The 18,694-nt window shown below is 70.9% G+C and carries 16 protein-coding genes; 9 read left to right on the top strand and 7 right to left on the bottom strand.

Annotated elements, in window-relative coordinates:
* The first annotated feature begins 64 nt into the window (after positions 1 to 64).
* Positions 65 to 1,171: an adenylate/guanylate cyclase domain-containing protein gene (locus tag HJD23_RS14760; RefSeq protein WP_171118374.1), complete on the top strand. Its 1,107-nt coding sequence runs from the start codon at positions 65 to 67 to the stop codon at positions 1,169 to 1,171.
* A gap of 13 nt (positions 1,172 to 1,184) precedes the next feature.
* On the opposite strand, the gene HJD23_RS14755 is transcribed toward HJD23_RS14760, so the two are convergent.
* Positions 1,185 to 1,949 carry a hypothetical protein gene (locus tag HJD23_RS14755; RefSeq protein ID WP_171118372.1) on the bottom strand — a complete coding sequence of 255 codons (765 nt, stop codon included), beginning with the start codon at positions 1,947 to 1,949 and terminating at the stop codon, positions 1,185 to 1,187.
* Positions 1,950 to 2,176: 227 nt separating this feature from the next.
* On the opposite strand from HJD23_RS14755, the gene HJD23_RS14750 reads away from it, so the two are divergent.
* From HJD23_RS14750 to hutH, 3 genes are all read left to right on the top strand, one after another.
* Complete coding sequence (locus tag HJD23_RS14750) at positions 2,177 to 2,977, top strand: enoyl-CoA hydratase-related protein (RefSeq protein WP_171118370.1); 801 nt, start codon at positions 2,177 to 2,179, stop codon at positions 2,975 to 2,977.
* A 397-nt stretch (positions 2,978 to 3,374) separates the two neighbouring features.
* The gene (locus HJD23_RS14745) at positions 3,375 to 4,517 is read left to right on the top strand and encodes a GGDEF domain-containing protein (protein ID WP_171118369.1); all 1,143 of its coding nucleotides are present in this window, start codon (positions 3,375 to 3,377) and stop codon (positions 4,515 to 4,517) included.
* 708 nt (positions 4,518 to 5,225) lie between these two features.
* Positions 5,226 to 6,764 carry a histidine ammonia-lyase gene (hutH, locus tag HJD23_RS14740; RefSeq protein ID WP_171111644.1) on the top strand — a complete coding sequence of 513 codons (1,539 nt, stop codon included), beginning with the start codon at positions 5,226 to 5,228 and terminating at the stop codon, positions 6,762 to 6,764.
* Positions 6,765 to 6,818: 54 nt separating this feature from the next.
* On the opposite strand, the gene HJD23_RS14735 is transcribed toward hutH, so the two are convergent.
* Positions 6,819 to 7,604, bottom strand: coding sequence for a hypothetical protein (locus tag HJD23_RS14735; RefSeq protein WP_171109926.1), 786 nt, complete (start codon positions 7,602 to 7,604; stop codon positions 6,819 to 6,821).
* A 56-nt stretch (positions 7,605 to 7,660) separates the two neighbouring features.
* A complete protein-coding gene (locus tag HJD23_RS14730; protein ID WP_171109927.1) occupies positions 7,661 to 7,966 on the bottom strand; it encodes an LPXTG cell wall anchor domain-containing protein in 306 nt (101 codons plus the stop codon).
* Positions 7,967 to 8,075: 109 nt separating this feature from the next.
* Between HJD23_RS14730 and HJD23_RS14725 the strand changes: the two genes are divergently transcribed.
* From HJD23_RS14725 to HJD23_RS14705, 5 genes are all read left to right on the top strand, one after another.
* Positions 8,076 to 8,420 carry a hypothetical protein gene (locus HJD23_RS14725; protein WP_171109928.1) on the top strand — a complete coding sequence of 115 codons (345 nt, stop codon included), beginning with the start codon at positions 8,076 to 8,078 and terminating at the stop codon, positions 8,418 to 8,420.
* Between the two features lie 225 nt (positions 8,421 to 8,645).
* Entirely contained in the window at positions 8,646 to 9,896 is a 1,251-nt protein-coding gene (locus tag HJD23_RS14720; protein WP_232107928.1) for an Ig-like domain-containing protein, read from the top strand.
* A gap of 158 nt (positions 9,897 to 10,054) precedes the next feature.
* The gene (locus tag HJD23_RS14715) at positions 10,055 to 11,503 is read left to right on the top strand and encodes an ABC transporter permease (protein ID WP_171109930.1); all 1,449 of its coding nucleotides are present in this window, start codon (positions 10,055 to 10,057) and stop codon (positions 11,501 to 11,503) included.
* Positions 11,504 to 11,582: 79 nt separating this feature from the next.
* Positions 11,583 to 12,266, top strand: coding sequence for an ABC transporter ATP-binding protein (locus HJD23_RS14710; protein WP_171109931.1), 684 nt, complete (start codon positions 11,583 to 11,585; stop codon positions 12,264 to 12,266).
* Between the two features lie 211 nt (positions 12,267 to 12,477).
* Positions 12,478 to 15,774, top strand: coding sequence for a S8 family peptidase (locus HJD23_RS14705; protein ID WP_240980709.1), 3,297 nt, complete (start codon positions 12,478 to 12,480; stop codon positions 15,772 to 15,774).
* Positions 15,775 to 15,884: 110 nt separating this feature from the next.
* Here HJD23_RS14705 and HJD23_RS14700 read toward each other — a convergent pair whose 3' ends face one another.
* The 4 genes from HJD23_RS14700 to HJD23_RS14685 all read right to left on the bottom strand — a co-directional run bounded on the left by HJD23_RS14700 (position 15,885) and on the right by HJD23_RS14685 (position 18,582).
* Complete coding sequence (locus tag HJD23_RS14700; protein ID WP_171109933.1) at positions 15,885 to 16,259, bottom strand: VOC family protein; 375 nt, start codon at positions 16,257 to 16,259, stop codon at positions 15,885 to 15,887.
* Complete coding sequence (locus HJD23_RS14695; protein ID WP_232107927.1) at positions 16,256 to 16,915, bottom strand: TetR/AcrR family transcriptional regulator; 660 nt, start codon at positions 16,913 to 16,915, stop codon at positions 16,256 to 16,258. Before HJD23_RS14695 ends, HJD23_RS14700 begins: the two co-directional genes overlap by 4 nt.
* Before the next feature lie 85 nt (positions 16,916 to 17,000).
* Complete coding sequence (locus tag HJD23_RS14690; RefSeq protein WP_171109934.1) at positions 17,001 to 17,384, bottom strand: VOC family protein; 384 nt, start codon at positions 17,382 to 17,384, stop codon at positions 17,001 to 17,003.
* Between the two features lie 154 nt (positions 17,385 to 17,538).
* Entirely contained in the window at positions 17,539 to 18,582 is a 1,044-nt protein-coding gene (locus HJD23_RS14685) for an NAD(P)-dependent alcohol dehydrogenase (RefSeq protein ID WP_171109935.1), read from the bottom strand.
* Positions 18,583 to 18,694: the final 112 nt, after the last annotated feature.

Below are 18,694 nucleotides of genomic sequence, written 5' to 3'. Positions count from 1 at the left end.
CACAGCTGACGTAAAGTTGGGGCCGGTCGATATCTGACCGCGGCAGATCGGAAGGGCAGCAGGCGTGACCGTCGACGACACGGGCTCCGGTAGGGACCCGCAGGGCGCCGACTCCGGCGAGGACCCGCTCGCCCTGCGGCTCGAACAGCTCATCCTGGGCGCCGAGCGGCGCTACACGCCGTTCCAGGCGGCCCGCAGCGCCGGTGTGTCCATGGAGCTGGCGTCCCGCTTCTGGCGGGCGATGGGCTTCGCCGACATAGGCCAGGCCAAGGCGCTCACCGAGGCGGACGTCCTGGCGCTGCGCCGCCTGGCCGGTCTGGTCGAGGCGGGACTGCTCAGCGAGGCGATGGCCGTGCAGGTCGCCCGGTCCACCGGGCAGACCACGGCCCGGCTGGCCGAGTGGCAGATGGATTCCTTCCTGGAGGGCCTGACCGAGCCCCCCGAGCCCGGCATGACGCGCACCGAGGTGACCTATCCGATCATCGAGCTGCTCCTGCCGGAACTGGAGGAGTTCCTCGTCTACGTCTGGCGGCGCCAGCTCGCCGCCGCGACCGGGCGGGTCGTGCAGGCCGCCGACGACGAGGAGATGGTCGACCGCCGCCTGGCCGTCGGCTTCGGGGACCTGGTCGGCTTCACCCGCCTGACCCGCCGCCTGGAAGAGGAGGAGCTCGGCGAACTCGTCGAGGCCTTCGAGACCACCGCGGCCGACCTGGTGGCCGCGCGGGGCGGGCGGCTGATCAAGACGCTGGGCGACGAGGTGCTGTACGCCGCGGACGACGCGGGGGTCGCGGCGGAGATCGCGCTGCGGCTCGTCGAGACCCTGGCGAACGACGAGACGCTGCCCGAGCTGCGGGTGGGCATCGCCTTCGGCACGGTGACCACCCGAATGGGTGATGTGTTCGGTACGACGGTGAACCTGGCCTCCCGGTTGACGTCGATAGCTCCACGGGACGCGGTCCTGGTCGACAGCGCGTTCGCCGAGGAGCTGATCCGCATCGGCGAGGCCCCCGCCTCCGAGGCGGCGGCGGCCGAGGCCGCGGCGGCCGCGGAGAAGGAGGGCGAGGAGCCGCCGACGTACCGCTTCGCACTCCAGCCGATGTGGCAGCGGCCGGTGCGTGGGCTGGGCGTGGTCGAGCCGTGGCTGCTCACGCGACGGGACGGGATGTCGTAGCGGGGGGTGCGCCTCAGCGCCGGCCCAGAGGGCCCAGGCACAGGTCGATGACCGGCAGGCAGAGGCCGGGGTCGTCGGGTGGGGTGGTGGGGGTTCCGGGGTTGGGTGGCGGGGTGGGGCTGGTCGTGGGCGGGCCCTGGGGTGGGGCGGGGCGGCTGGTGCTGCCGGGAGTGGTGCTCGCGTCCGGGGCATCCGGGACGGTCGTGGCCTTGCCGGAGGGCGGGGGTGGGGCGTAGGGCTGTGCGACGGCATTCGAGGACGACGGGACGGGGATGGTGTGCGTCGTTCCGTGCGTGGGGAACGCGCTCGGCCTGCCCAACGGGGCGGGTACGGAGGCGCCCGCGGCGGGGGCGGTGGCGGAGGTGTTGGTCGCCTGCGCGTGCTCGCTGTCGACTGCCGCATCGGGGCTGGGTCCCGCCGCCGTGGCTCCGGCACTGCCGTTTCCGGAGTCGGGCGACGCCAGGCGTACGAGGCTCAGCACACCGGCGGCGAGAGCGAGGCCGCCGGCGGTGAGGAGGGCCTTGCGGGGGCGGGGGCGACGGTGGCGGCCGCGGCCGGTGGGGGCGGCGGTGTCGGGGTGGTTGGTGGTGGCTGCCGTGCCCTGGGGTGTACGTCCCGCCGTCGTGGCCTGAGGCGTACGGCCCGGCGCCGGAGTGGCGCCGTCGACGCGGCCGTTCGCGCCCGAAGGCGCTGCCCCGCGTTCGCTCGTGCCGTCGTGTCCCGTGCCGTTGCTCCGGCCGTTCCTCGTCCGGATGTTCGTCGACGTGTCGGTCCTCATGGCGGTTCCTCCCCGATGCGCTCGCGCCCCCCGGTGCGCCGTAGCGGTGCGCACGCTATGCGCTCCCCCGGGGCAGGGAGAGGGAGTCGGGCCTGATGTCACTCGAACGGGGTGTCGGGGGGTGAGTCGGGAACCCGGGACGCGCGGGGGCTCGGCCTTCCCCCGGAGGGGCGGGGCTGGAATGATCGGGGCGAGTGTTGTTAACCCGCGTTAACCGGGAGGGTGTCGTGAGCGAGGAGCGGTTCGGGGAGTTCGTGCTGGTGCGGCGGCACGAGGACGGGCATGTCGCGGAGCTGGCACTCGACCGGCCCAAGGCCATGAACGCCGTGTCGACGGAGATGGCCAGGTCGATCGCCGGGGCGTGCGCGGCGCTGGGGGCGGACCGGGACGTACGGGTGGTCGTGCTGACGTCGACGCATGAGCGGGCGTTCTGCGTGGGGGCCGACCTGAAGGAGCGCAACTCGTTCAGTGACGCCGAGCTGGTACGGCAGCGGCCGGTGGCGCGGGGGGCGTACACCGGCGTACTGGAGCTGCCGGTGCCGACGGTGGCGGCGGTGCACGGGTTCGCGCTGGGGGGCGGTTTCGAGCTGGCGCTGTCGTGTGACGTGATCGTGGCGGACGGTACGGCGGTGGTGGGGCTGCCGGAGGTGTCGGTGGGCGTGATTCCGGGGGGCGGCGGTACGCAGTTGCTGCCCCGGCGGGTGGGGGCGGCCCGGGCGGCCGAGCTGATTTTCACGGCGCGGCGGGTGGCGGCGGCCGAGGCGCGGGAGCTGGGGCTGGTGGACGTGCTGGTGGAGGAGGGCCGGGACCGGGAGGAGGCGCTGGCGCTGGCGTCCCGTATCGCCGCGAACTCGCCGGTCGGCCTGCGGGCGGCGAAGCGGGCGCTGCGGCTGGGGCACGGGCTGGACCTGCGGGCGGGCCTGGAGGTGGAGGACGCGGCGTGGCGCTCGGTGGCGTTCTCGCGGGACCGGGCGGAGGGGGTCGCGGCCTTCAACGAGAAGCGGAAGCCGCGGTGGCCGGGGGAGTGAACGGGGCGCGCGGCTTTCCAGGCGCCCGGTGTCCCAGGCACCCGGCGTCGCGCTGACCGAGGCTTGGCCGCGCAACCCGGCGTCGACGGGGCGCGGCTCGCGCCCACGCGTGCCGTCGGGGGTCGCGCACAGGCGCGCGTTTTTGCAGGCATCCGGTGTCGCGGTGGGCCGGGCGTTGGTCGCGTGATCCGGCGCCGAGAGGCGCCGCCCGCGCCCGTCCGTACCGCCCCAGCGGCATGACAGCCTGCGGTATGACGAACTCCGCCCCGCTGCCCGCCACGGCACAGCCCGGCCCGCGTCGCAGTGGCGGGGGACGAGGTTGTCGATGGCGTACGTCGTCTCACCCCACCGCCCCCGAAACATCCCCATTCCCCCCAAACCTCCCTAGCCTGGAGTGATGGGTGAGGAGAGCCGGCTTGCGGCTGTGGTGGCGTTGGCGCAGGGGATGGCTGCGGCGCAGTCGGTGCGTGAGGCGTGGCGGGCCGCCGCGCTCGGGGCGTGTCGGGCGTTGGACGGGAGCTTTGCCGCGCTGTCGGTGTGGGAGCGGGACCTCGGGCGGCTGCGGGTGCTGGTCAATGTGGGCGAGCGGGCGGACGACGAGGAGGAGTTCCCGCAGGACGAGGCCTACCCGGTCCACCAGTTCGCCGAGATCACCGAGTTCCTGCACGAGCAGTGGGCCGGCGGCGGCGAGCCCGACGCCTGGGTGGAGACCGCCGACGGGCCCACCACCAGGCGCGCCGGTTTCTGTCATCAGCGGGTCGCCGCCCTGCGGCGCAGGGGACGCGGGTGCTGCGTCGTCGCCCCCGTCGTCCTGCACGGCCGCGCCTGGGGCGAGCTGTACGTCGCCCGGCCCCTCGGCGTCCCCGTCTTCGACCGCGCCGACGCCGACTTCGCCACCGTCCTGGCCGCCGTCGTCGCCGCCGGGATCGCGCAGACCGAGCGGCTGGAGGAGGCCCGCCGGCTCGCCTTCACCGACTCCCTCACCGGCCTCGCCAACCGCCGCGCCGTGGACATGCACCTGGACGAGGCCATCGAGCGGCATCGCAGGGACGGCGTCGTGGTCAGCCTGGTCGTCTGCGACATCAACGGGCTCAAGCGCGTCAACGACACCCGAGGGCACGCCTTCGGCGACCGGCTGCTCGAACGGTTCGGCTCCGTGCTCTCCCTGTGCGGCGCCATGCTGCCCGGCGCCCTCGCCGCCCGCCTCGGCGGCGACGAGTTCTGCCTGCTCGCCGTCGGTCCGCCCGCCGACGACGTCGTCAAAGTCGCCGACGAACTGTGCCGCCGCGCGGCCGAGCTGGAACTCGGCGACGGTGTCGCCTGCGGCGTCGCGTCCACCGAGCACCCGATCGGGCCGGTCCGCTCCGCCCGCCGCCTCTTCCGGCTCGCGGACGCCGCCCAGTACCAGGCCAAGGGCATCCGTGCCGCCAAGGCGGTCGTGGCCGGCCGCGAGGGCCCCGACGACCCCGTCGTACGCCTCGCCGACGCACCCCCGGAGGGCCCCACCCCCGAACGCCGCAGCTTCCGCGGCCGCCGCTGACCGAAGAGCCCGCAATCGGCACCCGCCGCCGGGCGAAGTGCATGCGGCCCGTGTCCGCCCGCCGGGCGAAGTGCACGCGGCCCGTGTCCGCCCGCCGAGCTTCCTCCGGGCCGCCCAGTCCTCTCCTGCGGCCCAGTGTCCTTCCCGCCGTCGCGCCTCCCCGCGCCGCCAGGTCCCTTCGCGCTGTCGGGCCCTCCCTTTGCGCCGCCGAGTTCTCTTCGCACCGTCGAGCACTTCTTCGCGCCGCAGGGCCCCCCTCCGCCCAGCCCCCTTCCGCGCCGCCCAGCCCTCTTCGGGCAGCTCAGCCCTCTCCGCGCCGCCCAGATCCTCCAACGCCGCCCAGATCCCCCCGCGCCGCCGAGCCCCCTCCGCCCAGTCCCCTTCGCCCCGTCGCGCATTCCGCGCGTCCCAGATCCCCCCGCGCCGCCCAGTCCCCTTCCGCGCCGCCGAGCTTCCCGCGCCGCCCAGTCCCCTTCCGCGCCGCCGAGCTTCCCGCGCCGCCCAGTCCCCTTCCGCGCCGCCGAGCCTCCCCGCGCCGCCGCCCCCCCGCTTCCGCCCCCCCGCTTCCGCCCCACCCCCTCCGCCCCGCCCAGCCCCAAGCAATACCCCCCCCCGGAATTCGCGACACCAACCCCACCCGGTAAGGGCCACGTCCCACCCCCACCCGTGACATCCTCGAATTCACTGCGTACGCTCCTGAATATGGATATGCACACTGTGGTGGTAGGGACGTCCGGTGTCACCGCGTCCGACGTCCTCGCCGTGGCGCGCGCCGGCGCCCGGGTCGAGCTCTCCGGCGAGGCGGTGGCCGCCCTCACCGCGGCCCGCGAGATCGTGGACGCCCTGGCGGCCAAGCCCGACCCGGTCTACGGCGTCTCCACCGGCTTCGGCGCCCTCGCGACCCGGCACATCGGCCAGGAACTGCGCACCCAGCTCCAGCGCAACATCGTCCGCTCGCACGCCGCCGGCATGGGACCCAAGGTCGAGCGGGAGGTCGTACGGGCGCTGATGTTCCTGCGGCTGAAGACCGTCTGCTCCGGGCACACCGGCGTACGCCCCGAAGTCGCGCAGACCATGGCCGACGTACTGAACGCCGGGATCACCCCCGTCGTGCACGAGTACGGCTCCCTCGGCTGCTCCGGCGACCTCGCGCCGCTGTCCCACTGCGCCCTCACCCTGATGGGCGAAGGGGACGCCGAGGGTCCGGACGGAGTCGTCCGCCCCGCCGCCGAACTGCTCGCCGCGCACGGCATCGAGCCCGTCGAGCTGCGCGAGAAGGAGGGCCTCGCCCTGCTCAACGGCACCGACGGCATGCTCGGCATGCTGCTCATGGCGCTCGCCGACCTCGACACCCTCTACAAGTCCGCCGACGTCACCGCGGCCCTGTCCCTGGAAGCCCTCCTCGGCACCGACAAGGTCCTCGCCCCCGAGCTGCACGCCATCCGCCCGCACCCCGGCCAGGCCGCCAGCGCCGCCAACATGCTGGCCGTACTGAAGGGGTCGGGTCTGACGGGGCATCACCAGGACGACGCGCCCCGCGTCCAGGACGCCTACTCCGTGCGCTGCGCCCCGCAGGTGGCAGGCGCCGGACGGGACACGATCGCGCACGCCCGCCTCGTCGCCGACCGCGAACTCGCCTCCGCCGTCGACAACCCGGTCGTCCTGCCCGACGGCCGCGTCGAGTCCAACGGCAACTTCCATGGCGCCCCGGTCGCCTATGTGCTCGACTTCCTCGCCATCGCCGCCGCCGACCTCGCGTCCATCGCCGAGCGGCGCACCGACCGGCTGCTGGACAAGAACCGCAGCCACGGGCTGCCGCCGTTCCTCGCCGACGACGCCGGGGTGGACAGCGGGCTGATGATCGCCCAGTACACGCAGGCCGCGCTGGTGAGCGAGATGAAGCGGCTCGCCGTACCGGCGTCCGCGGACTCGATCCCGTCCTCCGCGATGCAGGAGGACCATGTGTCGATGGGCTGGTCGGCGGCGCGCAAGCTGCGCACGGCCGTGGGCAACCTCACGCGGGTCGTCGCCATCGAGATGTACGCCGCCACGCGCGCCGTCGAGCTGCGCGAGGGGCTGACCCCGGCCCCTGCCACGCAGGCCGTCATCGACGCCGTACGGGCCGCCGGGGTGGCCGGTCCCGGGCCGGATCGTTTCCTCGCCCCGGACCTGGAGGCCGCCGACGCGTTCGTGCGGGACGGGCGGCTGCTGGCGGCGGTGGAGACGGTCACCGGACCGCTCCAGTAGGACGATCGAGGACGGTTGAGGGGCCCTGCCGTACGACCGGCAGGGCCCCGGGGACTACTTGAGCTTGGCGACCTGCGCCTTGACCACGGCCGCCGGGATCTCGGCCGTCTCGCCGGTACCGAGCGCGGCGAAGTTCACGGTGTAGAACGTGGCGATGGTGCTGCCCTTGCGCACCACCTCGGTGTGGAAGGTGGCCTTGCCCTCGCCGTCCATGTCGACGTCCTCGGCGAACGCCACGGACTCGTCACCCAGCCCGGAGCCCTGCACCGCGGCGACCTTGGTGACCTTCGAGTCCTCGCCCCCGGTGGCGAGTCCGTACCCGCCGGAGCAGGCCGAGACGCCGTCGGACACGGCCTTCATGGCCTGCTCGGCGCCGTCACCTTCGTACGAGGAGAGGCCGACGAACGTCATGTTGACGTTGAAGGCGTCCGCGATGTCCTCGGGCTGCGCGGTGGCGGTCGACGCCTTGTCCTCCGCGACGGTGTTGCTGGCGTTCGCGTCCGTGTCACCCGGGGCGAGAGCGGCGGTGGCCCAGGCGAGCGGGTCGCACTCCGCCTTGTCGGTCTTCACCTCGGTCTTGGACTTCGGGAGGGTGTCGTCCCCCGAGGTGACCTTGTAGCCCTTGACCTCGCCCTCCGCGAGGAGCAGCTTTTCCAACTCGGCCGCGCTGAGCGCCTTGGCGGCGGCCTGAGTGGGCGAGGAGGAGGACTCCGTGTTCTTGGAGTCGTTCTTGGAGTCGCTGGAACCGTCCGACTCCCCGCCACAACCGGTGATGAGGGCGAGCGACAACGCGCTCACGGCGACCGCGGCGCCCATGCGCGCCCTCGATGATCTCTTCATGAGCGGACTATGAGGCTCCGGTCAAGGACACGTCAAGTCAAGTTTTCCCAACCTTTTCAGAACCCAAGGCGCTCTCGGCGCACCGAATACACCACAAAACCGGCGCCGAGGGTCAAGAACAGCGTGCCGCCGACGACGTACGGGGTGCTGTTGAAGCTGCCGGTGTCGGCGAGCCGGGGCCCGTCGGTCGTCGAGCCGGCCGTGTCCGTGGTCAGGGGCCTGGCCTGAGTCGTCGGCGTCACCGTGGACTGCTCTCTGGCCGGGCCGTCCCCCGTCGCGTTCGCGGAGGGGACGAACCACAGGGCCCCCAGCAGGGTGCCCGCGGCGGTGGCGGTCAGCAACGGACGGCGAGCGGATGACACGGAATATCGATCCCCTTGTGACGCTGGCGAATTGGCCGTGTGGGGCGATGCTAGTGAAAGCCGCGGGTCGTGGGAAAGTCGCGGGGGCCCCTGGCCGTACCCTCCGATCATGAGCACTCCAGAGACATCAGGTTTTGTACGGCTTCGGGTGGAACTCGTCCTCCAGGTCGACGACCCGGAGGCCGTGACCCGGGCGGCACAGCGGCGGATCTCCGAGGACGTCGACATGCAGGCCGAGGAGCGGGCCCACGCCGAGAGCGCTGTGACGGAAGACACCGCGGAGGCACTGGCGTATCTCGTGGATCCGTTCGACCTGGTCAGCGAGGTGCCCGGGGTCGAACTCCAGCAGGCCTCCTGGAGCAGCGAGCAGGTGGACTACGACCCTGACTCGCCGGACTGGGACCTCGACGACGATGATGTGGACGACGACGAAGACGAAGAGCGGGTCGGCTGACGCGGCTTGGGGAAAACGTGACCTCGGGCGGCAACCGCCGTCCGGGGTTTTGTCGTCTCAGGGGGCGCACGGACCGCACTCGCACCACCTGCCACCGTCCCCGGGGGACGTGGTGAGCCCCACACATCGAGGGAATGTGGAACGGGAGGAACCGGTCGTAGCGTTGAAAGTCTTGACGGGGACTCTTGGGGATCTGGGGAATTGGCAACGATGGAGAAGCGTGTGATGACGAACAGTAAGCGGCGCAGGGGCCTCCGGGCCGCGACCGCACTGCTCGGCGGCGTACTGGTGCTCTCGGCGTGCTCCAGTGGCGAGGAGGCCTCCGGCAGCGACGGCGGCAACGACACCTCGCAGGCCAAGGTGGACGAGGCGGCGGCGCAGAAGACCTCCGAGGCCCAGATCGAGATCACCCCCAAGGACGGCTCGACCAACGCCTCCATCAACAACTCCGCCGCCGTGACCGTGAGCAAGGGCACGCTCACCGAGGTGACGATGACGACGGCCGACGGCACGGCCGTCGAGGGCGAGATCTCGGCCGACAAGACCAGCTGGAAGCCCAGCGTCCAGCTGGAGCGCTCCACGCGCTACAAGGTCGCGGTGACCGCGAAGGACGCCAAGGGCCTGGAGGCCCACGAGAACGCGTCCTTCACCACGGTCTCCCCGAAGAACAGCTTCATAGGCACCTTCACGCCGGACAACGGCACCACCGTCGGCGTCGGCATGCCGGTCTCGATCAACTTCGACAAGGCGATCACCAACAAGGTCGACGTCCAGAAGGGCATCACCGTCACCTCCAGCAGCGGCCAGGAGGTCGTCGGCCACTGGTTCAACGCCAACCGGCTCGACTTCCGGCCCGAGGACTACTGGAAGGAAGGCTCCACCGTCACGCTGAAGCTGGCGCTCGACGGCGTCGAGGGCGCCGCGGGTGTGTACGGCGTCCAGCAGAAGACGGTCTCCTTCACCATCGGCCGCAACCAGGTCTCCTACGTCGACGCGCAGACCAAGCAGATGAAGGTCACGCAGGACGGCAAGGTCGTCAAGACCATCCCGATCTCCGCCGGCTCGCCCGAGAACAAGACGTACGAGGGCCAGATGGTGATCTCCGAGAAGTTCAAGGAGACCCGGATGAACGGCGCGACGGTCGGCTTCACCGACGACGACGGCGAGGGCGAGTACGACATCAAGGACGTCCCCCACGCCATGCGCCTGACCACGTCCGGCACCTTCATCCACGGCAACTACTGGGGCGCCGACTCCATCTTCGGCAACGTCAACACCAGCCACGGCTGCGTCGGTCTGAACGACACCAAGGGTGCCAACGACCCCAAGACCGAGGGTGCGTGGTTCTACAACAACTCGATGATCGGTGACGTCGTGGTCGTCCAGAACACCGGCGACAAGACGGTCGCGCCGGACAACGGACTCAACGGCTGGAACATGAGCTGGGAGCAGTGGAAGGCCGGGTCCGCGGTCTGACGCACGCCCTCTGACGCACGCCCTCTGACACAGGCTCAATACGAAGGCCGCCCGACCCAGGGCGGCCTTCGTGCTCCTTCGCGCTTCCTGACTCCTTCTCATCCGCCTCTTATTCCAGCCTTATCCCGTCATCACGGTGCGTCCCTAGCTTGCGGCGCATGTTCTTCACCTACCTGAGGCGCGAACTGCGCCGCCGCAGAAAGGCGGCCCTCGTCGTCGCCTCCGGCCTCGCGCTTGGCATCGCGCTGGTCATCGTCGTCAACTCCGTGGCCTCCGGCATGGGGCAGGCCCAGGACAAGGTCCTGCAATCGCTGTACGGCCTCGGCACCGACATGACCGTCACCAAGGCCGCCGATCCCCAGGAGGAGGGGCAGGCGCAGCGGCCGAGGTTCCGGTTCGACGCGCAGGACGGCGGCTCCGACGAGGAGCAGAGCAGCGACCGGGTGATGGTCCAGGGCTTCGAGACCCTGGCGAGCTCGACGGTGGCGAAGGTCGGCTCGCAGGACGGCGTCTCGAACGCGGTCGGCGGTCTGAGCCTGCAGGTCGTCAAGGTCAGCGGCCAGTTCACCCGCGGCCAGTTCCAGCAGGGCGGCGGTGGCGCCGGCGGCGACCAGCCGTCCGTTCAGCCGGGCGAGGGCCGGGTCCAGGGCGGCGGCGCGGACTTCGACGTCAACAGCTACTCCGTCTTCGGCACCGACGTCACCGAGCCCGAACTCGGCCCGCTGACCTCCTCGAAGATCACCAGCGGCCGTACCTTCACGTCCTCCGAGACCGACGCGAAGGTGGTCGTCGCCGACGCCTCCTACGCCAAGGAGAAGGAGCTGGCCGTCGGTGACACGGTCACCGTCAAGGGCGTCGAGTACGAGGTCATCGGCATCGCCACCCCGGAGAGCGGGGACGCCGCGGCCAACCTCTACATCCCGCTCAAGCAGGCGCAGACCCTCAGCGACTCGGCGGACAAGGTCACCACGATCTATGTCCAGGCGACCGACTCGCAGCAGATCGACGCCGTCAAGTCGGAGATCCAGAAGAACATCTCCGGTACGACCGTGACGACCTCCGCCGACCTCGCGGACACCGTCTCCGGCTCCCTGTCCACCGCCTCCGACCTCGCCACCAGCGTCGGCAAGTGGCTGTCGATCGTGGTGCTGGCGGCGGCGTTCCTGGTCGCCGGGCTGCTCACGTCCTCCGCGGTGTCCCGGCGGGTGCGGGAGTTCGGCACGCTGAAGGCGCTGGGCTGGCGGTCGGGGCGGGTGACCCGGCAGGTGGTCGGGGAGGCCGTCGTCAACGGGCTGGTCGGCGGTGCGCTCGGGATCGCGCTGGGGCTGGCGGGGGCGTACGTCGTCACCGCGATCAGCCCGACTCTGCAGGCCGAACTCGGCGGCGGTGGCGGGACGACCGGTCCCGGTGGCGGCGGATTCGGCGGCGGTCCCGGCCGGCAGGCGGCGGCCCGCACCCTCGACGTCGCCCTCACGGCCCCCGTCAGCGTGACGACCATCGCCCTCGCGGTCGCCCTGGCCGTGACCGGTGGGCTCGTCGCGGGCGCGTTCGGCGGGTGGCGGGCGTCGCGCCTGCGGCCGGCGGATGCGTTGCGGCGCGTGGAGTAGTCAGGCGAGTCGCGCTCCGGCGCTCCGGCGCAACGGTCAACACCCCCAACGCATCCCGCATCCCAGGAGTTGCACCACCATGTACCAACTCAGAGGCGTCACCAAGCACTACAGCCGAGGCAAGGACACCGTGCACGCGCTGGACGGCGTCGATCTCACCATCGCCGACGGCGACCGGCTGGTCATCCAGGGCCCCACCGGCGGCGGCAAGTCGACGCTGCTGCAGATGCTCGGCGGACTCGACCGGCCCACCTCCGGTGAGGTCGTCCTCGACGGAACCGACCTGGCCCGGCTGCCCGAGGCCCGGCTCACCCGGGTGCGCAGCGAGAACATCGGCTTCGTCTTCCAGAGCTTCAACCTCATCCCGACGCTCACCGCCCAGGAGAACGTCGAGACCGCCCTCGTACCCCTCGGAGTCAAAAACAAGGAACGGCGTGAACGGGCCGCCGAGGCGCTGCGGTCGGTCGGGCTCGCTGAGCGGCTCGGGCATCTGCCCGGGGAGATGTCCGGCGGCCAGCAGCAGCGGGTCGCCATCGCGCGGGCGCTGGTGAAGCAGCCGAAGGTGCTGCTGGCCGACGAACCCACCGGAAACCTCGACGAGTCGATGCGCGACGAGATCATGGACGTTCTCGAACGCACCTGGAAGGAGCTGGGGTTGACCTTCGTCATGGTCACCCACGACTCCGCCATCGCGAAGAAGGCCCCGCGGGTGGCGACGATCCGCAAGGGGCGGATCACGGTGAAGGAGAACGCCAACTCATAGGGCTGCGCGCCCTCTTGGCCAACTCCTGTTCACGGAGATGTCGTCCTTCCGGCCAACTCGTGACGGACCGATCTATTGAGGTCGCTGATCACCCCCCGGCATACTGCATGATTCCGGGGGGTGCACGGACATCTGTGCAGAACCACCCCCGGCCGGGTGAACGGGGAATTCGCCCGGTTCCTCAACTCCAGGGGGAGTTTTGCGCAAACAAGTGAAGAGAGCCGGCGCCGCCGCGGTTGCCACCGCGGCCGCCGTCGCCCTCGCCGCGGGACTGACCAGCCCGGCGAGCGCGAAGCCGGAACAGAGCCCGAACGGCCCTGCGAAGCTCACGTCTCACCACCGCATCACCCTGATCACCGGCGACCGGGTCTCCGTGGACGCCAAGGGCCGGGTCGTCGGCGTCGACCGAGCCGAGGGCCGCGAGCACATACCGGTACAGATCCGTAAGGCCCAGGGCCGCACGCTCGTGATACCCGCCGACGCGGCCCGTCTGGTCGCCACCGGCAAGCTGGACCAGCGGCTGTTCGACATCACCGAGCTGAACAAGCCTGCGACCCGCAAGGCCCAGAAGAACGGCCTGAAGGTCATCGTCGGCTACCAGGGCGCCGCCACCGCCGCCAAGGCCGACGTCCGCGACGCGGGCACCCTGCGCCGCAGCCTGAAGACGCTGAACGCGGACGCCGTGCAGACCGCGCCCAAGGACACGGCCGAGCTGTGGGACGCGGTCACCAACGGCGACAAGACCGTCTCCGGCATCGCGCACGTCTGGCTCGACGGTGTCCGCAAGGCCACCCTCGACAAGTCCGTGCCGCAGATCGGCGCCCCCAAGGCCTGGGCCGCCGGCTACGACGGCAAGGGCGTGAAGATCGCCGTCCTCGACACCGGCGTGGACGCCACGCACCCCGACCTCAAGTCCCAGGTGAAGGCGTCGAAGAACTTCACCACCGCCGCCGACGCCACCGACAAGCAGGGCCACGGCACGCACGTCGCCTCCATCGCGGCCGGCACCGGCGCGAAGTCCGGCGGCAAGTTCAAGGGCGTGGCGCCCGGCGCCGAGATCCTCAACGGCAAGGTCCTCGACGACAGCGGCTTCGGCGACGACTCCGGCATCCTGGCCGGCATGGAGTGGGCGGCCGAGCAGGGCGCCGACGTCGTCAACCTCAGCCTCGGCGGCATGGACACCCCGGAGATCGACCCGCTGGAGGCGGCCGTCAACCGGCTCTCCGCCGACAAGGGCATCCTCTTCGCCATCGCGGCCGGCAACTCCGGCCCGGAGTCGATCGGTTCGCCCGGCAGCGCGGAGGCCGCGCTGACCGTCGGCGCCGTGGACGACAAGGACACGCTGGCCGACTTCTCCAGCACCGGCCCGCGCCTCGGCGACGGCGCCATCAAGCCGGACGTCACCGCGCCCGGCGTGGACACCACCGCGGCCGCCGCCAAGGGCAGCGCCATCGCCCAGGAGGTCGGCGAGAACCCGGCCGGCTACCTGACCATTTCGGGTACGTCGATGGCGACCCCGCATGTCGCGGGCGCGGCGGCGATCCTCAAGCAGCAGCACCCGGACTGGACGTACGCCGAGATCAAGGGCGCGCTGACCGCGTCCACCAAGGGCGGCGCGTACACGCCGTTCCAGCAGGGCTCGGGCCGTATCCAGGTCGACAGGGCCATCAAGCAGACCCTGATCGCCGACCCGGTCTCGGTGAGCTTCGGCGTCCAGCAGTGGCCGCACACCGACGACACCCCGGTCACCAAGCAGCTGACGTACCGCAATCTCGGCACCACCGACGTCACGCTGGACCTGAAGGTCACCGCCACCAACCCCAAGGGCCAGGCGGCCCCGGCGGGCTTCTTCAAGCTCGGCGCGACGAAGGTGACCGTCCCGGCGGGCGGCAGGGCCTCCGTCGACATGACCGTCAACACCAAGCTGGGCGGCACCGTCGACGGCGCGTACTCCGCGTACGTGACCGCGACCGGCGGCGGGCAGTCCGTCCGTACGGCCGCCGCGGTGCAGCGTGAGGTGGAGTCGTACGACGTCACGGTCAAGCACATCGGCCGGGACGGGAAGGGCACGGGCGACTACAACACCGCGCTGCTCGGCTACTCGGGCCTGGGCAACGGCCGCGCCTACCAGGTTCCGGTCGCCGCGTCCGGGACCACCACGATGCGCGTGCCCAAGGGCACCTACCTGCTGGACGCCTGGATCGCCAAGGACTTCGTCGACCTGAAGGGCGGCCTCGACTGGCTGGTCCAGCCGCAGCTGACCGTCACCAAGAACACCTCGGTGACGATCGACGCCCGTAGGACCAAGGCCGCCACCATCACGGTCCCGGACGCCGTGGCCAAGCCCCGGTCGGCGCAGATTTCCTACTTCCTGGAGAGCGCGGGCATCGGCTTCGGCTTCGGCGCCGGCTCCTTCGCCGATCTGCGGATGGCCCACCTGGGCGGCGAGATCGCGAACGGCCTCAGCCAGACCTGGGGCGGCCAGTGGACGAAGGGCGCCGCCACCGAGTACGACGTGGCGACCACCGCCAACGTCAAGAAGATCCAGGGTGACAAGGTCCGGCGGTTCAGCAAGAGCGAACTCGCCACGGTGAAGGGCTACCTCGGGGCCTCCTCCTCCGGCAAGACCGGCGCGCTCGTCCCCGTCGGCTTCTTCCCCGCCGACTTCTACGCGGGTGAGCCCGTCGAGCAGAAGCTGCCCGGCAGCCGCACGGTGTACCTGTCGACGACCCAGGGCATCGAGTGGACGTTCGACTTCGAGCAGTACGGCGGCAAGGACGCCCAGGGGAACCCGATTCCCGAGGCCTACTACACGCTCGGCAACCCGCTGAAGCTCAAGGCGGGCAAGTCGTACACGCGGCACTTCAACAAGGCGGTCTTCGGTCCGACCCTGAACTCCGAGTTCGGCCTGTACCGCGAGGGCAACGACATCTACGGCTATCTGCCGCTGTTCGCCGACAGCTCCAAGCACCCGGGCTCGTCGCTGTTCAGCTCGGTGACCACCACTCTGTACCGCAACGGCACCAAGGTCGGCTCCCACGACGACCCGCTGTTCGGCGAGAAGGCGTTCACAGTCCCGGCCGGTGACGCCGAGTACCGGCTGACCACCTCGGTGAAGCGGGACGTCAAGGTCGCGGCGACGTCCCCGCGGATCGACGCGAGCTGGACGTTCCGCTCCAAGAAGCCGTCCACCGAGCAGGCCAAGCTGCCGGCGTCCACCGTCCGGTTCAACGCGCCGCCCGGCCTGGACGGCCGCGCCCCGGCCGGCCGCACGGTCACCTTCCCGGTCACCGTCGAGGGCGCGGCCAAGGGCAGCAACCTCAAGTCGCTGGGTGTGTGGGTGTCGTACGACTACGGCAAGACCTGGAAGAAGGTCACCGTCAAGAAGGGCAAGATCACCGTCAAGAACCCGGCCAAGGGCAAGGGGATCTCGTTCCACGCGAAGATCACCGACAAGAAGAACAACAAGTCGACGATCTCGATCTACAACGCGTACTACGGCAAGTGATCGCGTGTCGCTGTCGCCGGCTTCGCTGAAGCCGTGAGCGAAAGCCCGCCGGACGTTCTGCTTCCGGCGGGCTTTCGTGCGCGGTGCGCCGTATCGGGGCTGACGGGTGGTCAGCGAGGCGACATGACCTCGTAGAGATTCCCGGCCTCATCCACGAAGTACAGCCCACGCGCGCACAGCGGGTGATCGACGCGGCCGTTGTCGGGGGCGGAGGGGTCGTTGCCGAAGGGCACACCGAGCGCGCCCAGCCGGGCGAGGACGCCGTCGAAGGTCTCGGGGTCGACGTCGAAGGCCAGGTGATGCCCCTCCGGCCGGTCCACGGTCATGAAGTCCAGCGTCAGCTGGTCGTTGACCCGAACGGGCGCGAAGTGACCGCCGTGCCCTTCGGATGGCAGCACGTCCAGCCCCATGACCGTGGCGAAGAAGCGGGCGGCGGCCGTGTTGTCGAGGGCCGGGACGATGGTGTGGTTGAGGGTGATGGTCATGTGTCGTCGTCGCTCCTTGACCGGTCGGTGGGGTCGAGTACGCCGTGCAGGATGACGTCGGCGAGTTCGGCGGCGGTCGGCCCGAACTCGCCGAGGGCGTTGCCGCGGAGCTGGGCGAAGAGGGTGCCGAGGAAGACGGCGGCGACCTTTTCCGGCGGAAGCCGGAGGGCGTCGCGCTCGGGTGCGAGCAACTCGGCGACGGCGTCGCGCAGGGCACGGTTGGCGGCTTCGCGGGCGTCGGGGCCGGCGATTTCATGGGCCCCGGGGTCGGGCTGCTCGGTGGAGGGGCGGCCGGGGCGGCGCCCCGACGCGTGCAACGCGCCGATGACGGTGCCCATCCGCTCCAGGTGGGCGTGCATCGCCTCGGCGGCCTGGGTGAGCCGTTCGTGCGGGGGCAGTTGGAGGTCGATCGAGGCCAGCTCCCGCACCACATGCTCGGGCCCGACCGCCTCGGCCACACAGGCGTCCAGCAACTCGTCCTTGTCCGCGAACACCCGAAAGATCGTGGCCTCCCCGATCCCGGCGGCCCGCGCGATCCGTCCGGTGGTGACGGCGGCACCGTACTCGGCGACGAGGGGCAGCGCAGCGGCGACGATCATCTTCCGCCGCTGATCGGGAGTCATGCCGGGGGCGCGGCGGCGGGGGGTTTCGGGCATGCGACGACGGTATGGAGTGAGTACTCACTCCGTCAAGAGGTCGCCTGCGGCAAGGGCTGGACGGAGTACGGCGCGAAGGAGCGCCTCAGCCCCCACTTCCATAAGGCCGAGTGATGATCTCCAGGTTGTGCCCGTTCGGGTCCTCGAAGTACGTGCCCCGGCCGTCGTCTCTGTGGTTGATCTCGCCGGGGCGGGTGTGCTTCGGGTCCGCCCAGTAGGTCAGGCCTGCCTGCTGGATGCGGGCGAAGATCGTGTCGAACTCGGACTCCGAGACCAGGAAGGCGTAGTGCTGGGGCGTGATGTCGCCCTGCGTGTTCATGTAGTCCAGGGACACGCCGTTCGGGATCTCGACGGGGGTGAAGGGGCCGTACGGCGGGCTCACCTCAAGGCCGAGGAGGTCGGCGAGGAAGCGGGCCGAGGTCTCCTTGTCGTGGGCGGCGACGATGGTGTGGTTCAGCTGGACCGTCATGGGGGCCTCCTCCGGTCTGCTCCGGATCCACCGGTCACGTTCCGACTTCCACGCTAGACCTGCCGGTCATCGGCTCACAGCGGCGCCCTCACCTCGCTCGTCGGCGGCCCGTACCTCCTCTGGGTACTGGGCCGCCGACGAGCGACGTGAACGATCAAATCGTGGCGGTGTCGATCACGAACCGGTACCGGACGTCGCTCGCCAGCACCCGCTCGTACGCCTCGTTGATCTGGTCCGCGCGGATCAGCTCGATCTCGGCGCCGAAGCCGTGCTCGGCGCAGAAGTCCAGCATCTCCTGGGTCTCGGCGATGCCGCCGATCGCGGAACCGGCGAGCGTCTTGCGGCCCATGAGCAGGGGGAAGACGTTCAGCGAGATCGGCTCCTCGGGCGCGCCCACGTTCACCAGCGCGCCGTCGGTCTTCAGCAGTCCGAGGTAGGCGCCGAAGTCCAGCGGGGCCGACACCGTCGACAGGATCACGTCGAAGCTGCCCGCCAGCTCCTCGAAGGTCTTCGGGTCGCTGGTGGCGTAGTAGTGGTCGGCGCCCAGCTTCAGCCCGTCCTCCTGCTTGCGCAGGGACTGGGAGAGAACGGTGACCTCGGCGCCCAGGTGGTGCGCGATCTTCACGGCCATGTGGCCGAGACCGCCCATGCCGAGGACGGCGACCTTCCTGCCGGGGCCGACGTTCCAGTGCTTCAGCGGGGAGTACGTGGTGATGCCGGCGCACAGCAGCGGCGCGGCCTCGTCCAGGGACAGGCCCTCGGGGATGCGTACGACGTAGTTCTCGTCGACGACGATCTTCTGCGAGTAGCCGCCGTAGGTCGGCTCGCCGTTCTTGTCGAGCGCGTTGTAGGTGCCGACCATGCCGATGCCGGTGCAGTACTGCTCCTGACCGGCCTTGCAGTTGTCGCACTCACGGCAGGAGTCGACCATGCAGCCGACGCCCACCCGGTCGCCGACGGCGAACCGGGTGACGCCGGGCCCGACCTCGGCGACGATGCCGGCGATCTCGTGGCCGGGCACCATGGGGAAGATGGCCTCGCCCCAGCCCTCACGGGCCTGGTGAATGTCGGAGTGACAGATTCCGGCGTACTTGATGTCGATCAGGACATCGAACTCACCGACCTCCCGCCGCTCGATCGTGGTCCGCTCCAGCGGAGCCTTGGCGGCGGGGGCGGCGTATGCGGTGACAGTGGTCATGCCGGGGGTCTCCTAGCGATGTGATCGCGCCCGGCTGCCTTCTTGACCGGGCACGCCCTCCAGGCTGCCGCCGGATCGCACATCCACCCAGGTCACGGCTTTGCGTACGTCC

The organism is Streptomyces sp. Z423-1 (assembly GCF_013009255.1).
GTDB lineage: Bacteria > Actinomycetota > Actinomycetes > Streptomycetales > Streptomycetaceae > Streptomyces > Streptomyces gossypiisoli.
The sequence above is the reverse complement of the archived record's forward strand: the minus strand, read 5'-3'. Positions and strand labels throughout refer to the sequence as shown.

Excerpts from the sequence above, each read along its gene's own strand:
- HJD23_RS14755 (WP_171118372.1), bottom strand. The coding sequence starts at position 1,949 with ATGAGGACCGACACGTCGACGAACATCCGGACGAGGAACGGCCGGAGC.
- HJD23_RS14745 (WP_171118369.1), top strand. The coding sequence starts at position 3,375 with ATGGGTGAGGAGAGCCGGCTTGCGGCTGTGGTGGCGTTGGCGCAGGGG.
- hutH (WP_171111644.1), top strand. The coding sequence starts at position 5,226 with ATGCACACTGTGGTGGTAGGGACGTCCGGTGTCACCGCGTCCGACGTC.
- HJD23_RS14735 (WP_171109926.1), bottom strand. The coding sequence starts at position 7,604 with ATGAAGAGATCATCGAGGGCGCGCATGGGCGCCGCGGTCGCCGTGAGC.
- HJD23_RS14725 (WP_171109928.1), top strand. The coding sequence starts at position 8,076 with ATGAGCACTCCAGAGACATCAGGTTTTGTACGGCTTCGGGTGGAACTC.
- HJD23_RS14720 (WP_232107928.1), top strand. The coding sequence starts at position 8,646 with ATGACGAACAGTAAGCGGCGCAGGGGCCTCCGGGCCGCGACCGCACTG.
- HJD23_RS14715 (WP_171109930.1), top strand. The coding sequence starts at position 10,055 with ATGTTCTTCACCTACCTGAGGCGCGAACTGCGCCGCCGCAGAAAGGCG.
- HJD23_RS14710 (WP_171109931.1), top strand. The coding sequence starts at position 11,583 with ATGTACCAACTCAGAGGCGTCACCAAGCACTACAGCCGAGGCAAGGAC.
- HJD23_RS14700 (WP_171109933.1), bottom strand. The coding sequence starts at position 16,259 with ATGACCATCACCCTCAACCACACCATCGTCCCGGCCCTCGACAACACG.
- HJD23_RS14695 (WP_232107927.1), bottom strand. The coding sequence starts at position 16,915 with ATGCCCGAAACCCCCCGCCGCCGCGCCCCCGGCATGACTCCCGATCAG.
- HJD23_RS14690 (WP_171109934.1), bottom strand. The coding sequence starts at position 17,384 with ATGACGGTCCAGCTGAACCACACCATCGTCGCCGCCCACGACAAGGAG.
- HJD23_RS14685 (WP_171109935.1), bottom strand. The coding sequence starts at position 18,582 with ATGACCACTGTCACCGCATACGCCGCCCCCGCCGCCAAGGCTCCGCTG.